General features: G+C 41.8%; 24 protein-coding genes. 13 read left to right on the top strand and 11 right to left on the bottom strand.

Features of this window, described 5'->3' with window-relative positions; translation table 11 throughout:
• Window positions 1-747, bottom strand: coding sequence for a DUF4850 domain-containing protein (locus tag N5J47_RS07515; RefSeq protein ID WP_279959441.1), 747 nt, complete (start codon window positions 745-747; stop codon window positions 1-3).
• 111 nt (window positions 748-858) lie between these two features.
• Between N5J47_RS07515 and N5J47_RS07510 the strand changes: the two genes are divergently transcribed.
• From N5J47_RS07510 to N5J47_RS07490, 5 genes are all read left to right on the top strand, one after another.
• Window positions 859-1,935: a DUF1176 domain-containing protein gene (locus N5J47_RS07510; protein ID WP_279959363.1), complete on the top strand. Its 1,077-nt coding sequence runs from the start codon at window positions 859-861 to the stop codon at window positions 1,933-1,935.
• 84 nt (window positions 1,936-2,019) lie between these two features.
• The gene (locus N5J47_RS07505) at window positions 2,020-3,024 is read left to right on the top strand and encodes a hypothetical protein (protein ID WP_279959364.1); all 1,005 of its coding nucleotides are present in this window, start codon (window positions 2,020-2,022) and stop codon (window positions 3,022-3,024) included.
• 124 nt (window positions 3,025-3,148) lie between these two features.
• Complete coding sequence (locus N5J47_RS07500) at window positions 3,149-3,349, top strand: hypothetical protein (RefSeq protein ID WP_279959365.1); 201 nt, start codon at window positions 3,149-3,151, stop codon at window positions 3,347-3,349.
• 183 nt (window positions 3,350-3,532) lie between these two features.
• A complete protein-coding gene (locus N5J47_RS07495; RefSeq protein ID WP_279959366.1) occupies window positions 3,533-3,766 on the top strand; it encodes a DUF6364 family protein in 234 nt (77 codons plus the stop codon).
• Window positions 3,763-4,167: a PIN domain-containing protein gene (locus tag N5J47_RS07490; RefSeq protein ID WP_279959367.1), complete on the top strand. Its 405-nt coding sequence runs from the start codon at window positions 3,763-3,765 to the stop codon at window positions 4,165-4,167. The genes N5J47_RS07495 and N5J47_RS07490 overlap by 4 nt, the downstream gene beginning before the upstream one ends.
• A 122-nt stretch (window positions 4,168-4,289) precedes the next feature.
• On the opposite strand, the gene N5J47_RS07485 is transcribed toward N5J47_RS07490, so the two are convergent.
• From N5J47_RS07485 to gatC, 5 genes are all read right to left on the bottom strand, one after another.
• Entirely contained in the window at window positions 4,290-4,703 is a 414-nt protein-coding gene (locus tag N5J47_RS07485) for a hypothetical protein (RefSeq protein ID WP_279959368.1), read from the bottom strand.
• Window positions 4,704-4,714: 11 nt separating this feature from the next.
• Complete coding sequence (locus N5J47_RS07480) at window positions 4,715-5,116, bottom strand: hypothetical protein (RefSeq protein ID WP_279959369.1); 402 nt, start codon at window positions 5,114-5,116, stop codon at window positions 4,715-4,717.
• 73 nt (window positions 5,117-5,189) lie between these two features.
• A complete protein-coding gene (gene gatB / locus N5J47_RS07475) occupies window positions 5,190-6,659 on the bottom strand; it encodes an Asp-tRNA(Asn)/Glu-tRNA(Gln) amidotransferase subunit GatB (RefSeq protein ID WP_279959370.1) in 1,470 nt (489 codons plus the stop codon).
• On the bottom strand, window positions 6,659-8,137 hold the full coding sequence (gene gatA, locus N5J47_RS07470; protein ID WP_279959371.1) for an Asp-tRNA(Asn)/Glu-tRNA(Gln) amidotransferase subunit GatA: 1,479 nt from the start codon (window positions 8,135-8,137) through the stop codon (window positions 6,659-6,661). The genes gatB and gatA overlap by 1 nt, the downstream gene beginning before the upstream one ends.
• A gap of 53 nt (window positions 8,138-8,190) precedes the next feature.
• Window positions 8,191-8,508: an Asp-tRNA(Asn)/Glu-tRNA(Gln) amidotransferase subunit GatC gene (gatC, locus tag N5J47_RS07465; protein ID WP_279959372.1), complete on the bottom strand. Its 318-nt coding sequence runs from the start codon at window positions 8,506-8,508 to the stop codon at window positions 8,191-8,193.
• A gap of 133 nt (window positions 8,509-8,641) precedes the next feature.
• On the opposite strand from gatC, the gene N5J47_RS07460 reads away from it, so the two are divergent.
• The 6 genes from N5J47_RS07460 to N5J47_RS07435 all read left to right on the top strand — a co-directional run bounded on the left by N5J47_RS07460 (window position 8,642) and on the right by N5J47_RS07435 (window position 13,409).
• Window positions 8,642-9,682, top strand: a complete 1,041-nt coding sequence (locus tag N5J47_RS07460; RefSeq protein ID WP_087546531.1) for a rod shape-determining protein — start codon at window positions 8,642-8,644, stop codon at window positions 9,680-9,682.
• Window positions 9,683-9,699: 17 nt separating this feature from the next.
• Complete coding sequence (gene mreC / locus N5J47_RS07455; protein ID WP_267982045.1) at window positions 9,700-10,557, top strand: rod shape-determining protein MreC; 858 nt, start codon at window positions 9,700-9,702, stop codon at window positions 10,555-10,557.
• Complete coding sequence (mreD, locus tag N5J47_RS07450; protein WP_267982044.1) at window positions 10,544-11,035, top strand: rod shape-determining protein MreD; 492 nt, start codon at window positions 10,544-10,546, stop codon at window positions 11,033-11,035. Before mreC ends, mreD begins: the two co-directional genes overlap by 14 nt.
• Window positions 11,023-11,589 carry a Maf-like protein gene (locus N5J47_RS07445; RefSeq protein WP_279959373.1) on the top strand — a complete coding sequence of 189 codons (567 nt, stop codon included), beginning with the start codon at window positions 11,023-11,025 and terminating at the stop codon, window positions 11,587-11,589. The genes mreD and N5J47_RS07445 overlap by 13 nt, the downstream gene beginning before the upstream one ends.
• Window positions 11,590-11,645: 56 nt before the next feature.
• On the top strand, window positions 11,646-13,100 hold the full coding sequence (gene rng / locus N5J47_RS07440) for a ribonuclease G (RefSeq protein WP_267982042.1): 1,455 nt from the start codon (window positions 11,646-11,648) through the stop codon (window positions 13,098-13,100).
• Between the two features lie 135 nt (window positions 13,101-13,235).
• A complete protein-coding gene (locus tag N5J47_RS07435) occupies window positions 13,236-13,409 on the top strand; it encodes a PA1571 family protein (RefSeq protein WP_004681609.1) in 174 nt (57 codons plus the stop codon).
• A 36-nt stretch (window positions 13,410-13,445) separates the two neighbouring features.
• On the opposite strand, the gene N5J47_RS07430 is transcribed toward N5J47_RS07435, so the two are convergent.
• Both N5J47_RS07430 and N5J47_RS07425 read right to left on the bottom strand, forming a co-directional pair.
• On the bottom strand, window positions 13,446-14,831 hold the full coding sequence (locus tag N5J47_RS07430; protein ID WP_267982041.1) for a wax ester/triacylglycerol synthase family O-acyltransferase: 1,386 nt from the start codon (window positions 14,829-14,831) through the stop codon (window positions 13,446-13,448).
• A 451-nt stretch (window positions 14,832-15,282) separates the two neighbouring features.
• A complete protein-coding gene (locus N5J47_RS07425) occupies window positions 15,283-16,014 on the bottom strand; it encodes a phosphoadenylyl-sulfate reductase (protein WP_267982040.1) in 732 nt (243 codons plus the stop codon).
• 171 nt (window positions 16,015-16,185) lie between these two features.
• On the opposite strand from N5J47_RS07425, the gene thrH reads away from it, so the two are divergent.
• Window positions 16,186-16,803, top strand: a complete 618-nt coding sequence (thrH, locus tag N5J47_RS07420) for a bifunctional phosphoserine phosphatase/homoserine phosphotransferase ThrH (RefSeq protein ID WP_004678194.1) — start codon at window positions 16,186-16,188, stop codon at window positions 16,801-16,803.
• Between the two features lie 89 nt (window positions 16,804-16,892).
• Here thrH and N5J47_RS07415 read toward each other — a convergent pair whose 3' ends face one another.
• The 3 genes from N5J47_RS07415 to N5J47_RS07405 all read right to left on the bottom strand — a co-directional run bounded on the left by N5J47_RS07415 (window position 16,893) and on the right by N5J47_RS07405 (window position 21,969).
• Window positions 16,893-18,122 carry an outer membrane protein transport protein gene (locus N5J47_RS07415; RefSeq protein WP_279959374.1) on the bottom strand — a complete coding sequence of 410 codons (1,230 nt, stop codon included), beginning with the start codon at window positions 18,120-18,122 and terminating at the stop codon, window positions 16,893-16,895.
• Window positions 18,123-18,405: 283 nt separating this feature from the next.
• Window positions 18,406-20,022, bottom strand: coding sequence for a long-chain fatty acid transporter (locus tag N5J47_RS07410; protein WP_279959375.1), 1,617 nt, complete (start codon window positions 20,020-20,022; stop codon window positions 18,406-18,408).
• Window positions 20,023-20,508: 486 nt separating this feature from the next.
• Window positions 20,509-21,969, bottom strand: a complete 1,461-nt coding sequence (locus tag N5J47_RS07405; RefSeq protein ID WP_279959376.1) for a coniferyl aldehyde dehydrogenase — start codon at window positions 21,967-21,969, stop codon at window positions 20,509-20,511.
• 967 nt (window positions 21,970-22,936) lie between these two features.
• On the opposite strand from N5J47_RS07405, the gene N5J47_RS07400 reads away from it, so the two are divergent.
• Window positions 22,937-24,274 (top strand): CitMHS family transporter, encoded by a 1,338-nt coding sequence (locus tag N5J47_RS07400; RefSeq protein WP_267982035.1) that lies wholly within the window; start codon window positions 22,937-22,939, stop codon window positions 24,272-24,274.
• The last annotated feature ends 52 nt before the right edge of the window (window positions 24,275-24,326 follow it).

Genomic DNA, 24,326 nt, shown 5'->3' with positions numbered 1-24,326 from the left:
TTAATGGGTAAAATGATAGAAGTTTAAAATTGTTCCAGCCAGATGCTGTTGGGACTGGCTTAGGGTGACTTTAATTTCCCTAAAATTAAAATCGCCATCATTAAGATATTTGGCGACACCATGTGTCTTGTTATTGTGCTTTGGAATTTGGTAACTAAAGAAAGCCACCTGTCTGGATGGATACACGATATTTAGAAATTTCTGTGAATCAGTATAACCGCCAAACTCATTTTCAATACTTTCTTTTAGCAAGACTGGAAAATAAAGCGTGGCATAGGGCATACCGCAACCAACACATAAAGATGAATCATATAGTTGAATCGCCTGTTTCTGATCTGAACTCATCAGCAAGGCGGAACCTGTACCATTTGCTCCCGCACTTGCTTCTACATCCTGCCAATCTTTAGGTACCAATACCAAACCAATCTCAGGTATGGCGAATAATTTTAGCTGTTTGGCATGACTGGCATCTAGCTTAAAATCAAAATGGCAACTTTGGGCTGAACATGGCTTAAAGTCTTTTAATAATCCATCATCGCCAGGATTGAGGGCGGTAATACCATAAAAAGGTACACGAACATCATGGGCAAATGAGACTTCACCCAAGGCATAGATCTGGTTTTCAGCATTGCGCTGTTTGGCGTGGCTGGAAAATTGCGGAAATGTGGGCTGAAAGGTTGTGACTTCTGCATGGCTGATAGAGATAACAAAAACTAAAGTGGCGGAGAGGAAGCCTGATTTTTTCATTTTTAATTGAGTCATTTAAGCTTTGTCTAAAATTAACATACGCTTTCATACAAGAACATACGATCTAACTTGTTTAAAATTCTAACATTGCATAATAAATTGAATAGGGAAATGAAAGCCATGAAAAAGATATTGCCAGTCTGCTATTTGCTTGCTATGAGTTCTATGGGTTTTGCTCAGGAAATCAAAGGCATTTCCTTTAGCCATCAGGAATGGGAAATGTACTGTAGCAATACAGGAACCTGCCGAGCTGCGGGCTATCACAATGAATCCAGTGATGATTATCCAGCATCAATCTTATTGACACGTCAGGCGGGCAAAGCTCAGCAAGTCACAGGTGAGTTTGCGCTAGGTGATGGTTTTATCGAACCGCCCATTCCAAAAAATCAGCTTAAAAATATTCATTTTTATGTCAATGGCAAGGATTTAGGGCCTGTCTTGGTGGATGGCACTGAATTTCCACTTATGGGTAGATTGACCGCAGCACAGGTGAATGGATTGTTGCAACAGGCCAGTGGAAAAGCAGACATAGTATTTAAAAACAACCGACTGCAATGGAATATTTCGGATGCGGGTATGACCGCAAGCTTATTAAAAATGGATGATTTTCAGAAACGTGTTGGAACAATAGGGGCATTGGTCAGGAAAGGAAAAATGGGCGAAGCTAAAGTTTTGGCGGCCCAACCGAAATTGGTGGTGAAACAGGTTAAAACAGCCAGCAAACCTTATTTAACCCTACAACCTAATAATAAGCAGTATCAGTCAGTGTATAAATCATTGATGGCAGCACAACCCGCACCCAAAGAAGATGGTTTTTGTGAGGGAGTTTATACTAGTGATGGCGTAAAACCTCAGTCGATTGAACTCTACAAATTAAGCAATAAAAAAGTATTGGCGACGACTGTATGCTGGCGTGGAGCATATAATGAGGGGTATGGAGCCTGGGTGTTGGATGAGTCTTTAGCAGGAAAAGCGGCCTTTGTGACTGAACATGCCTCAGATTCTGGTGAGGGGGTGATCAGTAGCTCACAAAAAGGACGGGGAATTGGAGACTGCTGGTCAAGTGATGAATGGGTTTGGGATGGACAGAAATTTGTACATACCAAAGACATGTGGACAGGCATGTGCAAGGGCTTGGCGGCAGGTGGGGTTTGGGAACTGGATTTGATTGAAAGTGTGGTTAAGTAATTGTATGTGGTGTGTATATTGGCGCATCAAGATATGCCCATATTGATTATGATAAATGAAAGTTAAATTGAACGGGAATTTTTAATGAAATCTAAATTTTATCAAATATTATGGTTAGTGCTTATTCCTTTGAGTATTACAGCACTTCAGGCAAAGACCACTCCGTCATTTCCATTGGATGCAGGAGTGTTACAGCAGGATATTGCAGTAAATAATAAGGTCGGCAAGGTTTCAGATATGAATATTGTCACCTTGATTCGCAAGGGAAAAGGTAAAAATAATGTTGTACAAGGGATAGCTGTAGATTCAACTAAAGGATTATTATATTCCTTACATGTTGTTGGTCAGCCTAATCGAGGGGTGGTTAATCGTTTTAATTTTAACTCTTTAAGTCCAGCACAGATCACTGCTCAGGATAATCAATCGCCAACAGATATTATTGGGCATCAGGGAATCACGGTTGACCCTCGAAATGGTTTAATTTGGGCATCAGCAGGAGCAAGTATCACAGATGCAAGCTGGAAAATTATTGGCTTTAATTATTCTCCAAATGGGGAGCCTAAAAATGTAAGAACTGTGCAATTATTTGATAAAAATTATAAAAAAAGTGGCTATACAATGCCTGTGATTACCCCAGATGCTAGATATCTAATTGTACGCTCACGTAAAAATAAACAAGAGGTAATGCGAGTTTTTGATTTAACTAAGGTTAAATTAGAAAATGGTACGGATCTAAGTCAGTCTTATTTATATGAGTGGTCAATTGACTCTGATTTAATCAAAAATAAATATGCATTTCAAGCCATGACTTCGGATGGAAAATATATCTATTTGTTAAGTGGTGGAGTTGGAGATCAGAATCCCAATAATAAGCATTTATATGTTTATTCTATAGATGGAAAATTAATACAAAAGCTGGATCAGTTGACTTTAGGAAAATATGATCGTTTATCTTATGGGAGAGAGGGGCATTGGGAGCCTGAGGGATTAGCGGTTGATATATTGCATAATCAACTTTTAGTAATGTTTGCTGTTGGTGATAATGGTAAACGACTTGCTATTGTATATAAAGTTCCGATCAACAATTGATGTTATATATGTTTCTAAAAGTTTGATAGTCAAGTGAAATCAGATATTTCAATGGTAACCAGATCAAATTGAAGAAATTATTAAATGATTCCTTGATTATATAGAAATAACCTAAGGAAATCCGATGGTTAAAAATAAAATGATATTTGGCTATGTCATGCTTGCAGGGATTTTGGGCTGTCTGGCGACCTCGGCTTTTGCTGCCCCTTTACAGATTCTGGAATTTAAAAAAGTGCAACTCAGCCAAACTGAGCAAGATCAATTCTGTAAACAGGCCAAAGTTTTAATAGCTGAAACTTACAGAGATGAGCCGGTAATTAGATAGCTGCCGTGGTACAAAAAGAATGCTTATATTTCTGGAATTTTGTTGATGTCTTTTTAACACTTGAGATTTGGAATAAGTTGGGCGTGTCAAGAGGGGAATAATCAATTCACTTTTCTTCATCAATGAAAATGATTTGCTAAAAAATAATACGTATAGGGGTGAGGTTATGCAAGCAAAACTGACTTGTCTATTGATAAAAATGTGATTGAACGAGCAAAGAATTATGCACAGCAACACCAGCAAAGTGCTTCCAGTTTAGTTGAAGCTTATTTGGATCGTATTTCAGCACAATCAAACAGAGTGAATGAGATTCAAGCTCCTATTACTGAGTATTTAACAGGAATGTTTGCAGCACAGGATAATGGGCAGGATTATAAAGAATTACTCGCAGATGCACGTTTGGAAAAGCATCTATGAGTGAGCGTATTTTTATTGATTCTGATGTGATTTTGGATGTTGCTCTAGCCCGTCAGCCTTTTGTTGAAGCTAGCCATCAAGTTTTAGCTTTATGTGAAAAAGGTAATTTTACAGGGTGTATTTCATCCAATAGCATTGCCAATATCTATTATATTTTACGAAAATCTGGTGGTGATGAAAAAGCTCGTTTATTTATCAAGCAAATTTTAAAATTTATGGTGGTGATTCCAGTAGATCATGTTGGAATTAGCCGTGCCTTAGATTCAAAATTTACAGATTTTGAGGGTGCGATTAAACACTTTGCTGCATTAAGTTTTGGTTGTATAAAAATCGTGACTAGAAATATACAGGATTATAAGTTTGCTGAATTGAACGAAGTTTTGCCGATAGAATTTAAGTGATTCAGGATCATGATTTGAATAGGTTAGTCACAACTTTTTTAACGCTTGATATTTAGAATAAGTTAGGTGTGTTGTTGAGTCATCAATAAAAATCATATGAAAATATCTAGATTTTAATTTAATTAAATAGATTTACAATTTTTCTTAATTTGCTCAATTAATGTCTCTTTTGATCTGTTTTTTATTGCAAGAAAAGTTTGTCTAACCGTCCATATTAAAGTCATTAATATTAAGCAAATCAAAATGCCATCTAAAGTATTAGAAATTCTATCCTCATATTTGAAATCAGTTGTTAAAAAGGCAATAAAAAATGTTATAAAAAATGACAGTGGTAATTGCCAAGATGCAAGAGATGCTCTTTTAGAGAGGTGGTTTGTTAAAATATTATCAAGTTTATGACAATCAATAACAATAACTTCAGTATCAAGATCCTCGAAATATGTGATTTTTGACTGGCTCTCGTACTTGATACCTTTTTCGGTAGATGTCCCGTTATTTTGTTTTGACTCTTCTGGAGTAATATATTTCACGTTCATATTAATATCACTTAGTCATCTTGATTATATTCAAAGACAAACTGTAACGTTGCATTTATTACTTCAGTAGTACGTTGAACGAAAACTTGTAGTCCTAATTTTCCTTTAGCTTCAATTTCTACGTCAGAATCTATTTCTAATTTAGATTTTGTAACTTCACCTAAATGTAGAACTTTTTTAAAAGCCATTCGTTGGTTGTTCCAATTTTTAAAATATAAAAATGGGCATTCATGTTCTTCTGAATATTTGTACTCCCAAGACATTTTTCCAGAATCATCATTTATAAATGTGACAAGGATTTTAAATTCGTGCTCATCACTTTCAATGGTAGCAATATCATTATCTTTTAGGATAATGTTAAATATTTCAAAAACTTCGTACTGGGTATCATTGCGATTAATATAGACAGACATGCTATAAACTCTTAGGAAAACGATTGCATCTTAATTGTTTAAGACGCAATCCTATATAACATTATTAATTGGATCAACCAATCAACTTCTTCATCAATTCATTGACTTGAGCAGGATTGGCTTTACCTTTTGCAGCTTTCATGACTTGACCAACAAGACCATTAAAGGCTTTTTCCTTACCAGACTTGTACTCTTCAACCATTTTTTCATTGGCTGCAAGTACATCTTTAATGATCGCTTCAATCGCACCTGTATCGGTTTCCTGCTTTAAGCCTTTTTCAGCAATGATGTCATCGGCAGATTTACCCTCTGCTTCCCACATAAAGCCAAACACTTGCTTAGCAATCTTACCGTTAATAGTGTTATCGACAATACGTGCAATCATGCCGCCCAATTGCTCAGCAGAAACAGGGGAGTCCGCCAATTCCAGACCTGCTTTGTTTAAAGCACCTGAGAATTCACCCATCACCCAGTTTGCAGAGACTTTACCTTGAGCGGCACCACCAGAAGCAGCCACAACCGCTTCATAAAAGTCCGCCATTTCACGCGACAGCGTTAAGACATGCGCATCATATTCTGTTACGCCAAAGTCAGTGATAAAACGGGCACGGCGAGCAGCAGGCAACTCTGGAAGTGCAGCACGAGCAGCTTCAATCTGCTCATCGGCAATGATGACTGGCAACAAGTCTGGATCAGGGAAGTAACGATAGTCATTGGCTTCTTCCTTGGAACGCATGGAACGAGTTTCCATTTTGTTCGGGTCGAATAAACGAGTTTCTTGATCAATCGTTCCGCCGTATTCCAAAATTTCCATTTGGCGTTCAATTTCAACATTGATCGCTTGCTCAATGAAACGGAATGAGTTGAGGTTTTTTAACTCGCAACGAGTGCCGAATGGCTGACCAGGACGACGCAATGAGACGTTACAGTCAGCACGGAATGAGCCTTCAGCCATGTTGCCGTCAGAAATACCTAACCAACGCACTAAGGTGTGAATTGCCTTGATATAGGCAACAGCTTCTTCAACTGAACGCATATCAGGTTCGGACACGATTTCAAGTAAAGGCGTGCCAGCACGGTTCAGGTCGATACCCGACATGCCCTCGAATTGGTCATGGACCGATTTACCTGCATCTTCTTCAAGATGGGCACGGGTCACGCCAATACGCTTCACAGTGCCATCTTCAAGCTGAATGTCGATATGACCCAAGCCAACAATTGGATTGTCCATCTGGCTGATCTGGTAGCCTTTTGGCGAATCTGGATAGAAGTAGTTTTTACGGGCAAATACAGAAGCCTGGTCGATATAGGCATCAATACCCAAACCAAAACGAATCGCAAGATCAACCACTTCGGCATTCAGTACAGGCAATACACCTGGCATCGCCAAATCAACAAGGCTGGCTTGGGTGTTTGGGTCTTGACCAAATTCAGTCGATGAACCAGAGAAGATTTTAGACTTGGTCGCCAACTGAGTATGGATTTCAATCCCGATAACGACTTCCCAACCGTCAATTAACTTTAACTTTTGAGCTTCAGCCATTATGCATTCTCCTCAGCAATTGCCGCACGTTTGGTATGCCAGTCTGTATGTTGTTGATATTGATGCACAATTGAAAGCAATTGTGATTCTGACCAATAGTTACCAATCAACTGTAAGCCCACAGGCAAGCTGTCTTGATCAAAACCAACAGGAGCGTTGATCGCTGGTAGACCTGCCAGGTTCACCGCAAGCGTATAGATATCGCCTAAATACATTTCAGTCGGGCTGAGGTTGGCACCGATTTTGTACGCCGTGGTTGGTGCGGATGGTGCAGCAATCACATCAACATTTTCAAATGCTTTTAGAAAATCCTGCTGGATCAGGCGACGTACTTTTTGTGCCTTGACATAATAGGCATCGTAATAACCCGCAGAAAGGGCGTAAGTCCCAATCAGGATACGGCGTTGCACTTCCGCACCAAAACCCTCAGAGCGTGAGCGTTTATAAAGGTCTAAAATGTCTTTTGGATTTTCACAGCGATAGCCATAACGAACGCCATCGTAACGAGACAGGTTGGAGGATGCTTCCGCAGGAGCAATGAGGTAATAAGTCGGCACATAGGCTTCAGTCATGTTGAGATCAATCTCAACCAAGGTTGCGCCCATTTCCTCAAGCTTTTTCAATGATTCTTCAACGCGTGCTTTTACATCCGCATCTAAACCTGCCACATTGAAATATTGCTTTGGAATACCGATGCGTAAGCCTTTGACTGCTGTGCCATTTAAGTTGGCAACATAATCATCCACTTCTTTATTGACCGAAGTAGAATCTTTACTGTCATGACCTGCAATCACATTCATCAAATAAGCACAGTCTTCGGCAGAACGTGCCATCGGACCACCCTGATCCAGTGATGATGCATAGGCAATCATACCAAAGCGAGACACACGACCATAGGTCGGTTTTAAGCCCGTTAAGCCACAGAATGAAGCAGGTTGGCGAATTGAACCACCAGTATCCGTTCCTGTCGCAATCGGTGCTAAATCCGCAGCCACAGCCGCAGCAGAACCACCAGACGATCCCCCTGGAACACGATCAAGCGCCCAAGGGTTGGAGGTTGCACCGAAGTAAGAGTTTTCAGAGGTTGAACCCATTGCGAATTCATCCATGTTCACCTTGCCTAAAGTCACAAGACCCGCAGCCTTGGCTTTGGCAACCACAGTTGCATCGTAAGGTGAAATGAAGTTATCCAGCATTTTTGAACCCGCAGTGGTTTTAATGCCTTGAGTACAAAAAATGTCTTTATGTGCCAGTGGAATACCAACTAGTGCATGTGCATTGCCTGACTTCAGTGCAGCATCAGCCGCATCCGCTTCAGCAAGTGCCTGTTCTGCCGTCACCGTCACATAACTTTTTACTTTTGGGTCAATATGGGCAATACGTTTTAAATAATGTTCGGTCAATTCACGTGATGAAAACTGGGCCTGTTTTAAGCCCTCGGAAAGTTCACGGATTGATAAGCGATGTAAATCTGTCATATGAAAAATTTCTTTACATTCTAAATATAAAATATTGACTAATCGAATAAATCTTATTCAATTACGCGAGGTACAAGGTACAGACCTGCTTCTGTTGCAGGGGCGACCGCCTGATATTCATCACGGTGATTGCTTTCACTCACCACATCGGCGCGTAAAGGCTGTGGATTGTCAAATGGGCTTTTTAAAGGCTCAATATCATCGGTATTAATGTTTTTCAAGCTTTCCATCATGCCAAGAATTTTATTTAAACTTTGAGCATATTCAGCAGATTGCGTTTCATCTAGGGATAAACGGGCAAGATGCGCAATCCCTGAAACGGTTTGCGCATTTAAGTCCGTCGTCTGCTGAGCATCTGATGATGTAGACATAACTTTACCTAATTCAGTATCAAAAAATTGCAAAATATCGTGCGTTATAATAAGCGATTGACTTGTTCAAAGCATCACATTTCGTTAAAGTTGCCACCTTGTATTCACACAAAGTTTAATTGAGAACGCCCCCGTGATTCTAAAACGACTAATTGGCTTGTTTTCGCCGGATTTAGCCATTGATTTAGGTACTGCAAATACCCTTATTTATGCACCAGGCCGTGGCATTATATTAAATGAACCAACAGTTGTGGCCATTCGTCACAGCGGCTCACAAAAAATTGTGGCGGCTGTAGGGATTGATGCTAAACAAATGTTAGGCCGTACACCAGCGAATATTTCAGCGATTCGTCCAATGAAAGACGGTGTGATTGCCGACTTTGAAGTCACTGAGACCATGTTGAACCAGTTTATTGGTAAGGTGCATGAAAAGCGTTTGTTTCCACCAGCACCGCGTGTTGTGGTCTGTGTGCCATGTAAATCAACTCTGGTTGAACGCCGTGCCATTCGTGAGGCTGTGTTCAATGCAGGTGCGCGTGATGTGCGCTTGATTGAAGAGCCGATGGCTGCCGCAATTGGTGCGGGTATGCCAGTTGAACAGGCATGTGGTTCGATGGTGGTGGATGTGGGTGGTGGTACGACCGAGATTGCAATCATTTCATTACAGGGTTGTGTCTATGCAGATTCACTTCGTATCGGTGGTGATGTATTTGATGAGCAGATCATCAACTACGTTCGTAAGGCGCACGGTTGTGTGATCGGGGAAACCACAGCCGAAGTGATCAAGAAAGAAGTGGGCATGGCGATTGCTGATGGCAAGACCCTTGAAATTGAAGTGCGTGGTCGTAATCTGGCAGAGGGTGTACCTCGTGCAATTACCGTAACTTCTGATGAAATTACCCAGGCGATTTCTGATCCTTTACAAAGTATTGTGAGTGCAGTGAAATCCGCGCTTGAACAAACCCCTCCAGAACTGTCTTCGGATATTGCAGAGCGTGGTATCGTGTTGACGGGTGGTGGTGCGTTGTTGCGTAACCTCGATAAACTGCTTGCCCAGGAAACAGGTTTACCTGTGATTGTTGCCGATGACCCTTTAACCTGCGTCACTCGTGGTGGCGGTAAAGTCTTAGAGTTCTTTGACAACCCAAACCATGACATGCTTTTCGTTGGTTAAACCATAAGGACTAGGCGGTGCAACCGAATCTTTTTTCAAGACAACCGCCATCTTTTCGCTCGTTTATCATTGCGGTCATTACATGCCTGGTGGTGCTTTTCTTTGACTGGCGCATGCCTTATGTAATTCAACCTGCAAGGGATGTTTTGTACGCCGCGTATAATCCGATTTATGCGCTGGCAAGTTATCCTGTACTGTCGCGAGAATGGCTGAACCAGCAGACCAAATCTGAAACTCAGTTGCGCCGTGAAAATACCGCGATGCAGGCTGAACTCTTACAGGCACAGGTTCGTCTACAAAAACTTTCAGAACTCTCTGCGGAAAATAACCGTTTAAGGGGGCTTTTGGATACACCATTGATTATTGATGGCCGTATGCAGATTGCGGAAGTGATTGGAACCGATGCTGACCCTTTGCGTCATATCATCATTATCAACCGTGGTTCACTGGACCATTTAAAGGTGGGTCAGACCGTTCTGGATGATAAAGGTATTATGGGGCAGTTGATTAGTGTCTATCCACATAGTTCGCGGGTGATGTTGCTGTCTGATAAAGAACACTCGCTCTCTGTACGTTTGGAGCGTACGGGGATGCGTGCAATCGTCTCAGGTACAGGTGATTTGGGACAGCTCAAAATGGAGTATGTACCCACCAGTGCCAATATTCAGGTGGGGGACAAGGTGTTCAGTTCAGGCTTGGGCGAACATTTTCCAGCGGGTTATTTAGTGGGAACTGTGTCCAAGGTGAGCCGTCATACTTCGGGTGAGTTTGCTGAAATTGATGTGACACCAGCGGCCCAGCTTGCAAGTGGTCATCATGTGGTGGTGCTGTTCTCTGAATCCTTGGCGCAGGAGCAGCCTTATGCCGATCGCTAAGCTGAATTATGAGAAGCGCAAAGACCCGCTTTGGATGATCATCATTTCCATCGTGATCGGATCAATCCTGATGGTCTACCCAATGGCCTATGAGGCCTCAGGCTGGCGCCCATCAGTGATGCTGATGATCATGCTGTTCTGGATTCTTTATCAGCCCGTCTGGTGTGGGGTCTGGTTTGCATTCGGCATGGGACTGTTTGTTGATTTGCTGCTGGATGCACCTTTCGGTTTAAATGCACTGAGTTTTGTATTTATTACCTTTGCGACACGTTATTTTATTCGTGAACGCCGTATCCTCACTTTTGGAAATTCATGGGTGATTGCGGTGATTGCGATTGTGACGCATATCATTTTTCTGTGGATTAGCCAGACCATTGCAGGGACTCATTTTTCGATTGCGCGTCATTGGCAGCCCGTGCTGACCAGTATCGTGACGTGGCCTCTGGTTTATTATTGTTTACATAAATGGCGCATATAATTCTCGCATCAAGCTCACCCCGTCGGCAGGAGCTGTTAAGGCAACTCGGTCTGGACTTTGAAATATATAGTCCAGATGTTGATGAGGCTGTGCAAGACGGTGAAACTGTTGAACAGTATGTTGAACGTTTGGCGAGGAATAAGGCTCAGGTTGTTTTAAACCAGTACCCTGAAGCGATTGTGATTGCGGCAGATACCAGTTTAAGTTGTGCTGGAAAGATTATTGGAAAGCCAGAGTCAAAGCAGCATGCCTTTGAAATCTGGTCGGCACTTTCTGGACAATGGCATGATGTCTACTCTGGAATCTGTGTGGCAAGCACCTCAAAAGTCTTGAGCACCGTAGTGCGTACTCAGGTTGAGTTCCAACGTTTGAGTCATGTGGAAATGGAAAAATACTGGGCTACTGGCGAACCTATTGGTAAGGCAGGTGCCTATGCGATACAGGGAATTGCTGCGCAATATATTCCACAGATTCGGGGAAGTTACAGTAATGTTGTAGGCTTACCCTTATATGAGACAGTACAGTTATTAGAAAGCGTTAAGGCCTCAGTATAAAATTACCAGGCTGATACTTTCGGATATAAGAATTTTTATAAAATTTTGAGTTGGTTATGGCAGAAGAATTGCTGATTAACGTCACGCCGATGGAATGTCGCGTGGCCTTGATTGAAAATGGAACGGTTAATGAATTATTCGTTGAGCGTACGGTAAAACGCGGTTTGGTGGGTAATATTTACAAAGGCAAGGTGGTGCGGGTGCTGCCAGGAATGCAGGCTGCCTTTGTTGATATTGGTTTATCCCGTACCGCTTTTTTACATATCAATGATATGGTGTGGCCCCGTTCACAGCCAACTCCCAACGTTTTTGAGTTGCTACACCCAGGGCAAATCCTGACGGTTCAAGTCATGAAAGACATGCTTGGCACTAAAGGTGCCCGACTCAGTACGGACCTTTCCATCCCATCCCGTTATCTGGTGATGATGCCTTTTGGCAACCACATTGGGGTTTCCCAGCGCATTGAATCCGAAGAGGAACGTGACCGTTTACGCAGCATGATTGAGCGTATTCAGGCGGAGCACCAGTTACCAGGCAGTGTGATTGTGCGTACCGCCGCAGAGGGCGTGGATGAAGCGGCGATTGTGCAGGATATGTGCTATCTCGCCAAGCTTTGGGAATATATTCAACGTACCCAGCAAAGTACCATTGTTCCATCCCTGATCTTTGAGGAATTACCTTTACCACGTCGAGTGGTGCGAGACTTGGCCAGTGAACAAACTGCCAAGATTTATGTCGATTCGCGGGAAATCTACGGCAAGCTACAAGAATTCATTGATGAATTTATGCCAAGTATGCAGGATAGGTTGATTCATTATCCTGGCGAAAAACCACTGTTTGACTTATACAACGTTGAGGATGATCTACAGAAAGCATTGCAGACTCGGGTGGCACTCAAGTCTGGTGGTTACCTGATGATTGACCAGACCGAAGCCATGACCACGATTGATGTTAATACTGGGTCTTACGTTGGCGGGCGGAGTCTGGAGGACACGGTATTTAAGACCAATATGGAAGCCACACAGGTCATCGCAAGACAACTGCGTCTGCGTAATCTTGGCGGGATTATCATTATTGACTTCATTGACATGCAGGAAGCCGAACACCGTGATGAGGTGATGCGCCAGTTTGAAAAGATGCTGGAACGGGATCATGCCAAGACCAAGATTACTCAGGTTTCGGAACTTGGTCTGGTTGAAATGACCCGCAAACGTACCCGCGAGTCTCTGGAACATTTACTGTGTGAGTCATGCCCAACCTGTCAGGGGCGTGGTTATGTGAAGACCGCGGAGACAGTATGTTACGAAATATTTCGAGAAATCCTGCGCTATGCCCGTGCATTTGATTCCAAGGGTGGCTTTACTGTCGTTGCGCATCCAGCGGTCATTGATCGGCTGCTCACAGCAGAAGCCCCAGCCGTGGCGGATCTGGAACATTTCATCAATCGCGTGATTAAATTTCAGGTTGAAAATTTGTATACGCAAGAGCAATACGATATCATTTTAAGCTAAAGTTGTAACAATATTTCGCTTAAGCCTTGTTACAACTGAAATTTTACTTTCGATCACAAATTTTAAATACTAGAACAATAAAATGAGCCATAGGCACTATTGGGTGTCTTAGCAAAATATAAGAGGTATATAACTATGAATGTCAGTGAAAGATTAGTGAATCACGGTTTTAAGCATGTTTTGGACAGCAACCCTGTAAATACGTGCTATATGGTTGATAGCCAAGGTAAAGAGGTCCAGATTACCACGGCCATGATCCGTTCCGCCTGTCATCAGCTTTTACAACGTTGTCGTGCAATTAAAAAATAAGGGGCTATGTAAAGCCCCTTAATTTTTTCTGCGAACTTAATTCGCAACTTTCTGTTCTGGCAAGTCCTGAATCGCCTGTTCAAAACGCTGAATCTCTTCCTCCAAATGGGTTAGAAGATTTTGCATCTTAGGCAATGCATTACGACACGCAAGTAAGCCAACTTCCAGTTTATCCAGATAGCTGGTCATGGTGATGTTGAGTGCCTGACCATCCATCACGATGGAAGCAGGGTAGAGCGCATCAAGTTTCGCACCATTCCAGTATAAAGGTTCGCGTGGGCCTGGAACATTCGAAATCACAAGGTTAAATGCCTGACGTTTTGGGAGCATTCCTGACGCGATGTTTAAACCTGCTGGTCCATACACCACCGCACTATAGTTCAGGATTTCATTTGCAGTCATGCGGCTAAAACGCTGTTTTGAGTTCTGCACGCTACGGCGAATAATCTCTAAACGCTCAATTGGGTCTGCAATGTGGGTCGCAAGGTTAGCCAGAATCATGGTGATACGGTTGCTGACATCAGAATCATCAGTACGTAAAGAAGCAGGCACCATCGCAATTAAAGGCTTTTTCGGCAGGCTGTCATGACTGATCAAATAGTCACGTAATGCACCAGAACATACCGCCAATACAACGTCATTAAGGGTAACGCCCAGTGTTTTGGCAATACGACGGAAACGTTCCAGCTCAAAAGACTGTGCAGCAAAACGACGGGAAGAGCTGACACGTTGGTTTAAGATTGACGGTGGGGCCTGAAATGTTGACACATAGTCAGGGTTCTTGCCAATTTCCTTAAACAGCGTTTGTGAAAGTTCCTGCATCACTTTAGGTGCAACTTCACACTGGGACTTAATCGTATCCAGAACTCCCCTGATTTTACTTACAGCAGGGGCTTTAGGTGCTTTCAAGCGTTTAGTTCGCTTTCCTTCAACACACCATAATGGTACGACATGCTTTTCATTTGGATCTTTGGAAAGTGATTTTTCAATCAGGCGCATACCTGCAACACCATCCACCATCGCATGATGGATCTTGAAATACATGGCAAAGCGGTTGCCTTCAATTCCCTCAATAATGTCGCAGGTCCATAACGGTTTGGCACGGTCAATCAGTGAGCTATGCTGTTGTGAAATATAAACCAGTAATTCACGGATACGGCCTGGGTTTGGCAAGGCAATATGGCGGAAATGGTGGTCAATATCGAACTCTTCATCCTCTCCCCAAAACAGCCCATTGAGCTGGTTGTTGAATGGTGGAACAGGAATACTTTTTGATTGGCGGATATCTTGAACCAGGTCATGAACAAAAGTAGGCGATGCATTTTCTGGAATCTCAAATAAAAACAAGCCACCTACATGCATAGGTTGTTGTCTTTTCTCTAAGGAAAGAAAAATGAAATCGATTGGGTGTAATGGGCGCATAGCAGATATAGCCTCTCATTGCATTTTTTATAAGATACTTGTAGGGTCTGATGACGTTTCAACCATGCCTTGCGTTATAGGCTAAAACCACACAAACGAGGCATGAAATGCAGGCAATGGCGATACCCTTGTCAAGTTTCATAACGAAGTTTGGGGCAGTTTTAGCCATAACCCTGCGGGACAGGGACATTTTTTGCCGCTACTGCGTTATGCCTTATTTATTTAGAATAGCTAAATCTCATAAGTCATGCCTTGTACCGTCTAAAAAATGTCCTCTGTCGCAAGCATCTGTGAAATGTCAGCAGACCCTATAATTCTTATTAGAATTATTGAACCGTTGTGTGAAGTATATACGGTTTGTTCTGGTTAAAATATGACTTTGTACACAGTAGTCAGAAAAAATAAAACCACTGATGAATCAGTGGCTTTTATATACCAAATCTGTTATAGCTTATTTTTTAAGATTGCCCGCATGCAAGCCACATTCCTTATGGGTTGCCTCTTCCCACCACCAGCGGCCTTCACGCTCATGTTGGTTTGGCAGCACTGGGCGGGTACATGGTTCACAGCCAATTGAAATAAATCCACGCTCATGCAGTGGGTTGTATGGAATCTCCATCATGCGAATGTAACTCCATACATCCGCGCTGCTCCAGTTGGCAAGAGGGTTGTATTTAATCAGTTGTTTGCCCTCGCCAGAGAAACCGACATCGGCTTGAACCACAGGAACATCACTGCGGGTTGGACTCTGGTCCTTACGTTGCCCTGTAATCCAGCCATCTAAAGTGGCAAGTTTCTTACGCAAAGGCTGCACTTTTCGAACACCACAACATTCCTGATGCCCATCTTCAAAAAAGCTAAACAACCCTTTTTCATTAACCAGTTGTTGTACTGCTGCGGATTCAGGGAAGCAGATTTCAATATTGATATTATAATGCTTACGGACCGTTTCAATAAATTGATAGGTTTCCGCATGCAAACGACCTGTATCCAGACTAAACACGCGAAAGGGTTTGCCAAGACGTGAGGCAATATCAATCAGCACAACATCTTCCGCACCCGAAAATGAAATTGCAATCTCACCTTGCTGGCTAAGTGCGAGTTCTAAAATTTCTCGTGGCGATTTGTCTGCGTATTCAGCAGCGAGCGCATCTACAAGGTCAATAGTAGGAATAACAGTCATGAATGTTCCTGGCGATAGGCTTGGGCACAATTGTAAATCATTATAAGCAAAGCTGTTGGCCTGCTTGTGGTTTTAATCTTGCAGAATAAAACCGTTTTATTCAACAACAGCGCAAAATTGAAAATGTTAATGGTATGATACAGCAATTTTTAACCAACATTGGAAGCATTCATGGAAATCGTCTGCCTAGATCTTGAAGGGGTTTTGGTTCCAGAAATCTGGATTAATTTTGCAAAGAAAACTGGCATTAAAGAACTCGAGGCAACAACTCGTGATATTCCAGATTATGATGTATTAATGACCCAGCGTTTAAACATCCTTAAACAACATGGTTTGGGTTTAAATGATATTCAGGACGTTATTGCAGACATGGGGCCTTTTGAAGGTGCGAGAGAATTTGTGGAATGGGTACGTACTCATTTTCAACTGATTATTTTATCTGATACATTCTATGAGTTTGCCCATCCATTGATGAAGCAGTTAGGCTGGCCAACAATTTTCTGTCATAAGCTTGAGACAGATGAAAATGGCATGATTACTGCCTATAAACTGCGTCAACCAGATCAAAAGCGCCAAGCTGTAAAAGCATTACATGGTTTAAATTTCCGCGTGATTGCTGCTGGTGATTCCTACAACGACACAACCATGTTGGGTGAGGCTGATCACGGTTTCCTGTTTGATGCACCAGACAATGTGATTGCTGAATTTCCACAGTTTCCACCACTGCATGGTTATGAAGCATTAAAGCAGGCGATTCGTTCAGTATCTCAGCGTAATATTCCAGAATAAACCTAAGATTTTCTGTTTTTAATTTTAATAACAGAAAACTGGATAAAACAAAGGGCACATGATGTGCCCTTTGTTTTGATTGATCAAAATTAGAATTTATAACCAATTTTTAAACCGTACGCGATTGCATCATTATTTTTAAAGTCAGCCACATAACCTGCTGTGTTGAACTGAGAGCCTGACTGGGCTTTTGCATCACCTAACCAGAAGTATTTCACTCCACCAGCGATGAATGTTGCTGGGGTAGGGCTATATTGAACACCTAGTCCAAGGTTCCAGTAGCCTTCCGTTGGACCAAGTGTAGTCACAGGATTGCCTGCACCAGAGTCCCAGCCCACAGAGACATTACCCGCCCATTGATCATTCAGTTTACGGCCCACACCCGTGGTAATTGAATATTGATCGTCAGTATAGGCTACAAGGTCAAAACCATCTTTCTTCCCTGTTGAGGCAACGATAGGAGGGAGAATGGAGGCTGCGCCAAACTTATAAGGACGAATAGCGAAGTCTTTCCAGTTCACCCAGCGTAGGTTCGCAAATGCAACCGTGTCTGCCATAATGCCTGTCTGGAAATCGAGGTTGATCGATTGTGGTGTGGTGATTTCTGTTTCACCCTGAGAATTATTAATATTATTTAGGAGTGCATCGAATCCAGCATTACCTGTCAGACCCGCAATAGCATGCTTTTCATAGGCATTCATTTCATGCTTGATTTTTGCACGGTATGTCAGTGAGGTTTTTAAGGCAATTTCAGGAATTTGATAGGCAACACCTGCTAGCCAGCCTACAGCTTCATCTCGGCCTGTCTTGAAGTCATAGCCACTGTAGGCACTGTAGCTTGCACCACGTAGTAATACGTTGGCATCCAGTGTTTGATAAACAGCACCTGCATACAGGTTCCAGTTTTGGGTGGGTTGATAACCGAAAAGTAGGTTTAAATTTTCAGTTTTTACTGTAACTGATGTACCACCTTTAAATGGGACAGGGCGGTTTTCGATAAAGTTACTTTTGCCTGTATATTCAGCGTCAGCACCATAAGGTTGATCATAAATAAGACCAATAGAAAATTTTTCTGTTGCCTGAAGCTTTAATGCGGCGTTTGGTGAATAATAATGTTTTGCCATGTCACCCGTATTATTGTTTGAAATGTCCTGACCAGAAACATTTGGATCAAGAACAGAGATACCCGCTTCAAAATAATTGTTAGGCTGTAAAAAAGGTGCGATTGACTGACCAGAACGATCTAAAGCTGCGGCAAAAGCTGAAGTGGTGGGAACTAAGCTAAGTAAAAGCGCCTTTTGAATAGCATGAAGCTTCATGGATGGTTTCTCTCATATCACTTTGTAACAAGAATGGAGCGAAAAGTAACATAATTTTTACTCACCAAAATATTTTTACAAATGTCCATAAATGAACTGATAAAGTCATGAAAACTACTTGAGTTATATGTGCTTATATTCATTGTTTGGAAAAGCTGTGTGAGATAAAGGGTATTTCCATGAATGGAATTTAAATACTTAAATGTTATTTTGATCATTAAGTAGAAAAACATTTGCGAAAAAAAAGACCATCATAAGATGGTCTTTTTTTCATAAAAACTGATTAGAAACGGTAACCAATTTTCAAGCCATAAGCGATTGCATTGTTATCTTCAAACGATGCGATATATCGATCTTCACCCGCCTGAGCACCTGTTTGAGCCTTGGCATCACCCAACCAGAAATATTTCACGCCACCCGCAATAAAGGTTGCTGGAGTAGGGCTGTATTGAACGCCAAGACCAAGGTTCCAGTAACCTTCTGTTGGACCTAGAGTGGTGATCGGGTTGCCCGCACCAGAATCCCAGCCTACAGAAACGTTACCTGCCCATTGTTCGTTAAGCTTGCGTCCAACACCCGCGTTGACTGACCATTGGTCATCAGAATATTCAACTAGGTTGAAGCCATTTGGACGGCTAACCGCAGGACCAACTTCTTTAGAGAATAGACCAAACTGATACGGTTGAATAGCGAAGTCTTTCCAGTTTACCCAGCGTACGTTGGCAAAGGCAACGGTGTTTGCCATGATCCCTGTCTGGAAATCCAGGTTGACTGATTGAGGTGTGGTAATGGTTGTGTCTTTATTGTTGTCATCACGAATTGCTTTGGCACGGGCCAAACCTGCTTCTGGTGTTGGATACAACAAAGAAAGGGCATCTAATGCAGAAATATTTTCCTTAATGTTTACATCATGGTCAATTTCCGAACGGTAGGTGATTGATGCCTTTAATGCAATTTCAGGAATTTGGTAAGCCGCACCAACCAACCAGCCTGCACCGCCAGTTTCCTTGATATGTGCATCATAACCATTAAAAACGCTATAGGCTGTACCGCGTAAGCTAACATCGCCCTTGATTGTTTGATACACACCACCTGCAAACAGATTAATGTTTTTAATTGGCTGGAAACCAAAGACGAAAGCAATGTTCTGGCTGTCAACTTCGACGTTAGTTCCACCTTGACCAGGTAATAATTTATTTACCCCTGCAATAGCCCCTTTAACCTGTGCTGTCACATTGCTTGTTACGCCAGCTTTTACTTGAGTCGCTACTGCTGGGTCAATAATCTGTTTTAATGTCGGACCGCCAGCAACAGGTGCAATATTATTATCATACATTTGCTGAGCCAAAGTGGTATTTCCACCTAGGCTAGTATTTGCAAATTGTTGAATTGCCTGGGTCGTACCTGCTGCCTGTAATGCACGTATCTGTTGCTGTTGGGCTGCCAATGGATGACCAGCAGGTAAAGTGTCACCTAGTAGTGCATTCACTGTCCCATTGATTTTGTCAGTCGCCATTGCATCTAAACGGGCTTGTGGCAGAACCTTGTCATCTGCACTACCTACGAAAACGTTTTGACCTGAGTAAGCAGCTTTTGCACCAAATGGCTGGTCATAAAGCAAGCCAAATGAAAACTGGTCAGTAACCTGTAATTTTAAGGCAGCGCTTGGAAAATAATAGTCATCAGCCATATCACCAATATCACGGTGTGGTTGAAGCGATTCGCCAGCTTCTTTGCCTTTTACTGTTGGATCTAGAACCGAAATACCAGCTTCAAAATAATTTCCTGGTTGGAAAAAAGCAGACATTGACTGACCTGAACGATCCAATGCTGCTGCAAAAGCTCCAGTTGCAGGTAGCGTCGCTAAGATCATGGCAGTGCTAAGATATTTTAATTTCATTTTAAATCTTTCCTTGAACTTCAAGATTCTAAGTATTGACGAAGCTATGATTGGCTATAACTTCATGTAACAAAAATACCATAATTAAAATAAGAGTAAATGTTCTAAATGAACTAGCCAGTACGATTGATTACATGAAATTGAACAAAAAAAATGCTATAAAATTTAATATACATCTGTGTTTTTATTAATAATATAATGAAAAATATAAACTATTACTTTAAGATGGTAAGGCCAATTTTTTGCATTTTTGCTAAAAAAAAATTTTGTAAGGTCAAGGATTTTTTGTAAAAACTAGGATTTTTATTGAGGTTTCAGCTTTTTAAAAATAGAAATCTGAAGTGTTTTTTAAATGAATAGTTAAATTTTAAATACTAAATAAAATCATAGAGACAATTTTTACTTATAAAATTTATCTGGGAGATGGGTAGAAAATACATGGATGTTAAAATCCATGTATTTTTGAGTGCGCCTGCAAAATAAGTTTTATTTCAGGTTTGGATCGCCTTGTTTTAGGAAGAAGCGTAAGGCAAGTTTTTGTACCCAGGTGCCATAAGGTGGATAGAACAATTGGGTCGGGAAGAAGCGGTGACGAATAAAGACGGTTTTGGCATGTGAAAGTTCACGGAAACCCTCTTCACCATGATAGGTTCCCATTCCTGAATTTCCGATACCACCAAAAGGTGCATCATGGTTTACCACATGCCAGCCCCAGTCATTGATAGTGACACCGCCAGAATGAGTATTTTTCAGGATATAGTCACGTTCATTGGCATCATGCGTAAAGCAATACAGTGCCAATGGTCGTTCGCCCGCCTTAATAAAATTGATCGCATCGTCCAGTGTGTCATAGGCCACGATCGGTAAGATTGGGCCAAACAGTTCTTCTTTCATAATCCGCATCTGTGGCGTACAGTTCAGCACAATATGCACAGGCATACGGCGGGCATCCTGCTCAGGATTATATTCACCACAGGCAATAATTTGAGCGCCGTTTTGTTTTGCATCTTCCAGTATTTCCTGAAGACGTTTCAAATGGCGGTCATTGACGATAGAGGTGTAATTTGTGTTGTTGCTGATATTGTTGCCATACATGGCGGCGAAATTGGATTTGCATTCTTCTACAAATTCATCAATTTTCTCTTTTGGTACCAGTGCATAGTCTGGCGCAACACAAATTTGACCACAGTTGGTTGCCTTGCCATGCAATACCCGTTTTGCTGCATCTGCCAAAGGATAATGACGGCTGACCAAGGCAGGGGACTTTCCGCCAAGTTCAAGGGTAACTGGGGTTAGATTTTCTGCCGCTGCACGCATGACCACACGTCCAATCGCAGGAGAGCCTGTAAAGACAATATGATTAAACGGTAATGAGGTGAAGTGCGCAGGGTCAGTAATTTCCTCACCAAACACGGCAACTTCATCCTCTTTGAAAATTTCACCCAGCATGCGCTTTACCACGGCATTGGTGGCAGGAGTCACTTCTGGCAGCTTGATCATCACTCGATTACCTGCGGCAAGTGCCGCAACCAATGGACCTAGTGCCAGATAAACGGGAAAATTCCACGGTACTACCACACCCACCACACCTTTGGGCTGATATTGCACACGTAAACGATTGGATAAAAACAGCAGTTCGGTACTGCGCTTGCTTGGACGCATCCAGCGGCGTAGGTGGCGGATTGCATGTTCAGCTTCCAGAACCGAACCAAGTAAGTCCAGCAGTTTGGATTCATCTATGGACCGTGAACTAAAGTCCGTGTTGATGGCTGCCGCGATGACGTCTTGATAACGGATAATTTGTTTTTTGAGTTTAAATAACTTGGTGCGTCTTGATTCTAGGTCGGGATAAGGCTCAGCATCGAAATTTGACCGTTGTTGGCTAAAGATCAGTTGCATCTGTTCAGTGGCGGAACTTTCATCGTTCTGTAGGTTTGAAGATTTCATTGTTGCACTTTCCATATTTTTTTGTTGGGCAAATCTTTTGTTTACGAGTTAATGTTAAAACGAGTCAATAAGCAATGATTGAATGATTATATTTCAGTTGTTCCAAACAGTCTGTAGATAGCGCATTAAAATTACATGGAATTTAACGCTGAGATAAATGAAAAAATCCAGAATTCAGCTCTTTATAAAAGATGGAATTCTATAATTGTTTGAAAAATAAAGTTTATAGGGTTTAACTAAAATAATATTTCTATTTAAATATCCATAAATATATAGCTAAAAATAATATCCAGATAATGTGTTTTTATTATAAGAAAATATTTAAGTGATATTCCTGGTTTTTAATAAAGTTAAATTTATATGTTCCTTAAAAACTCATATATAAGTTGATTTTGATGAGTAAATAATCATATTTGTGCTTAATTTATAACCTTGTAGGGGGTATGAAACATTTTTATCTTAAATAGGTATTATTTATATATTTTATTTTGATGCTATAGTCATGGTGTCTCATTTGGTATGTTGAAAATTTATTAAAAATCAAATAATTAATAGTATAAAAATTTATTTTATTTTTCATGTGAATGATTGGTGTGTCAGTATAATTAAATTAAATGGGGTGTTCAGCACTACATCGCATAGAATCTGGCGTGGTTTAGGAAATCAACCACAATAATTTTAGGGTCTGTTGGCACTTCAGCCATGCATTGCGTTATAGGCTAAAACGACATAAACAAGGCATGAAACGCAGGCAATGGCGACCCCCTTGTCAAGTTTCATAACGCAGTTTAGGGATGTTTTAGCCATAACCCTGCGGGACAGGGACATTTTTTGCCGCTACTACGTTATGCCTTATTCATTTAGAACAGCTAAATTTCATAAGTCATGCCTTGTACCGTCTAAAAAATGTCTACTGTCGCAAGCATCTGTGAAATGTCAACAGACCCTCTGCTAAGGATTGCTTAAAATGCTTACTTTTTTAGGTATAAGCATGATCTTGTGCTTTATGTATTTGATCATGTCAAAACGTCTTAGTGCATTAGTTGCATTAATTTTAATCCCATTCCTGTTTGCGATTATCGCCTGGGGATTAGGTTTTTACTTCGAAAGTTTAAGTCATATTCACTTGGTTGACCTTGGCAATAATATGCTGGAGGGGATCAAGAAGCTTGCTCCAACAGGTGTGATGCTTCTTTTTGCAATCCTGTATTTTGCAATCATGATTGACTCAGGCCTGTTTGACCCATCCGTTCGGTGGATTCTGAAAAAGGTAAAAGGTGATCCGCTAAAGATCACCCTGGGAACGGTGTTTTTAACCTTTTTGGTGTCACTGGATGGTGATGGCTCAACCACTTACATGATTTGTGTGGCGGCAATGATGCCGTTGTATAAGCGTGTGGGGATGAATCCGCTGATCATGACCTGCTTGATGCTGTTGTGTAGTGGCGTGATGAACCTGACTCCGTGGGGCGGGCCTACAGCACGTGCAGCCAGCGCACTTCAGGTGGATGCAAGTGAAGTGTTTATTCCCATGATTCCATCCATGATTATTGCTGCGGCATGGCTATTCTTTCTTGCCTATCTTTATGGCATGTATGAACGTAAGCGTCTAGGCATTGTTGAGCTGATCGATATTAGCCATGCTGAAAACATTTCTATTTCAAAGGATGTTGAGGCCCAGCGTCCGCATTTACGCTGGTTTAATGCAATTCTTACTTTAGTCCTGATGGCATGTTTGGTGAAAGGCTTTTTACCCATGTCCATTTTATTTATGCTGGGTTTCTGTATCGCGCTGGTGGTGAATTATCCATGTGTCAATATGCAGAAAAAGCGTATCGCTACCCATGCGGACAGCGTGCTGGCAGTGGTTGGAGTTATTTTTGCTGCGGGTGTGTTTACGGGTATTTTGTCTGGAACGGGCATGGTGGAGGCAATGTCCAAGGAATTCGTAGCCCTGATTCCAACCAGCATGGGACCCTATATGGCGCCGATTACGGGGCTATTGAGCATGCCATTGACATTCTTTATGTCGAATGATGCCTTTTATTTTGGTGTTTTACCGATTCTTGCCGAGGCAGCTTCCCATTACGGCATCAGTCCTGTTGAGGTTGCGCGTGCCTCTATTATTGGTCAGCCGATTCACCTGCTGTCGCCATTGGTGCCCTCGACTTATCTGTTATGTGGTTTGGCATCGGTTGAATTGGCAGATCATCAGAAATTTACCTTAAAGTGGGCGTTTATTACCTGTTGTGTATTGATGGGAAGTGCCTTGGTGTTTGGTGTGTTTCCGTTTTACCACATATAAAACATAGATCCATCATGATGCTTTTATAGGCCTAAGGATATAAAAGCATTTT

The organism is Acinetobacter sp. GD03645 (assembly GCF_029845285.1).
Taxonomy (GTDB): domain Bacteria; phylum Pseudomonadota; class Gammaproteobacteria; order Pseudomonadales; family Moraxellaceae; genus Acinetobacter; species Acinetobacter corruptisaponis.
This window is presented reverse-complemented; position numbering and strand designations above follow the sequence as displayed.

Coding starts and splice junctions, on each gene's coding strand:
- N5J47_RS07430 (WP_267982041.1), bottom strand. CDS start 14,831: ATGCGCCCATTACACCCAATCGATTTCATTTTTCTTTCCTTAGAGAAA.
- N5J47_RS07500 (WP_279959365.1), top strand. CDS start 3,149: ATGGTTAAAAATAAAATGATATTTGGCTATGTCATGCTTGCAGGGATT.
- N5J47_RS07510 (WP_279959363.1), top strand. CDS start 859: ATGAAAGCCATGAAAAAGATATTGCCAGTCTGCTATTTGCTTGCTATG.
- N5J47_RS07435 (WP_004681609.1), top strand. CDS start 13,236: ATGAATGTCAGTGAAAGATTAGTGAATCACGGTTTTAAGCATGTTTTG.
- N5J47_RS07515 (WP_279959441.1), bottom strand. CDS start 747: ATGAAAAAATCAGGCTTCCTCTCCGCCACTTTAGTTTTTGTTATCTCT.
- N5J47_RS07410 (WP_279959375.1), bottom strand. CDS start 20,022: ATGAAATTAAAATATCTTAGCACTGCCATGATCTTAGCGACGCTACCT.
- mreD (WP_267982044.1), top strand. CDS start 10,544: ATGCCGATCGCTAAGCTGAATTATGAGAAGCGCAAAGACCCGCTTTGG.
- N5J47_RS07445 (WP_279959373.1), top strand. CDS start 11,023: ATGGCGCATATAATTCTCGCATCAAGCTCACCCCGTCGGCAGGAGCTG.
- N5J47_RS07415 (WP_279959374.1), bottom strand. CDS start 18,122: ATGAAGCTTCATGCTATTCAAAAGGCGCTTTTACTTAGCTTAGTTCCC.
- gatB (WP_279959370.1), bottom strand. CDS start 6,659: ATGGCTGAAGCTCAAAAGTTAAAGTTAATTGACGGTTGGGAAGTCGTT.
- N5J47_RS07505 (WP_279959364.1), top strand. CDS start 2,020: ATGAAATCTAAATTTTATCAAATATTATGGTTAGTGCTTATTCCTTTG.
- N5J47_RS07485 (WP_279959368.1), bottom strand. CDS start 4,703: ATGAACGTGAAATATATTACTCCAGAAGAGTCAAAACAAAATAACGGG.
- N5J47_RS07425 (WP_267982040.1), bottom strand. CDS start 16,014: ATGACTGTTATTCCTACTATTGACCTTGTAGATGCGCTCGCTGCTGAA.
- N5J47_RS07400 (WP_267982035.1), top strand. CDS start 22,937: ATGCTTACTTTTTTAGGTATAAGCATGATCTTGTGCTTTATGTATTTG.
- rng (WP_267982042.1), top strand. CDS start 11,646: ATGGCAGAAGAATTGCTGATTAACGTCACGCCGATGGAATGTCGCGTG.
- thrH (WP_004678194.1), top strand. CDS start 16,186: ATGGAAATCGTCTGCCTAGATCTTGAAGGGGTTTTGGTTCCAGAAATC.
- gatA (WP_279959371.1), bottom strand. CDS start 8,137: ATGACAGATTTACATCGCTTATCAATCCGTGAACTTTCCGAGGGCTTA.
- gatC (WP_279959372.1), bottom strand. CDS start 8,508: ATGTCTACATCATCAGATGCTCAGCAGACGACGGACTTAAATGCGCAA.
- N5J47_RS07405 (WP_279959376.1), bottom strand. CDS start 21,969: ATGAAATCTTCAAACCTACAGAACGATGAAAGTTCCGCCACTGAACAG.
- N5J47_RS07480 (WP_279959369.1), bottom strand. CDS start 5,116: ATGTCTGTCTATATTAATCGCAATGATACCCAGTACGAAGTTTTTGAA.
- N5J47_RS07490 (WP_279959367.1), top strand. CDS start 3,763: ATGAGTGAGCGTATTTTTATTGATTCTGATGTGATTTTGGATGTTGCT.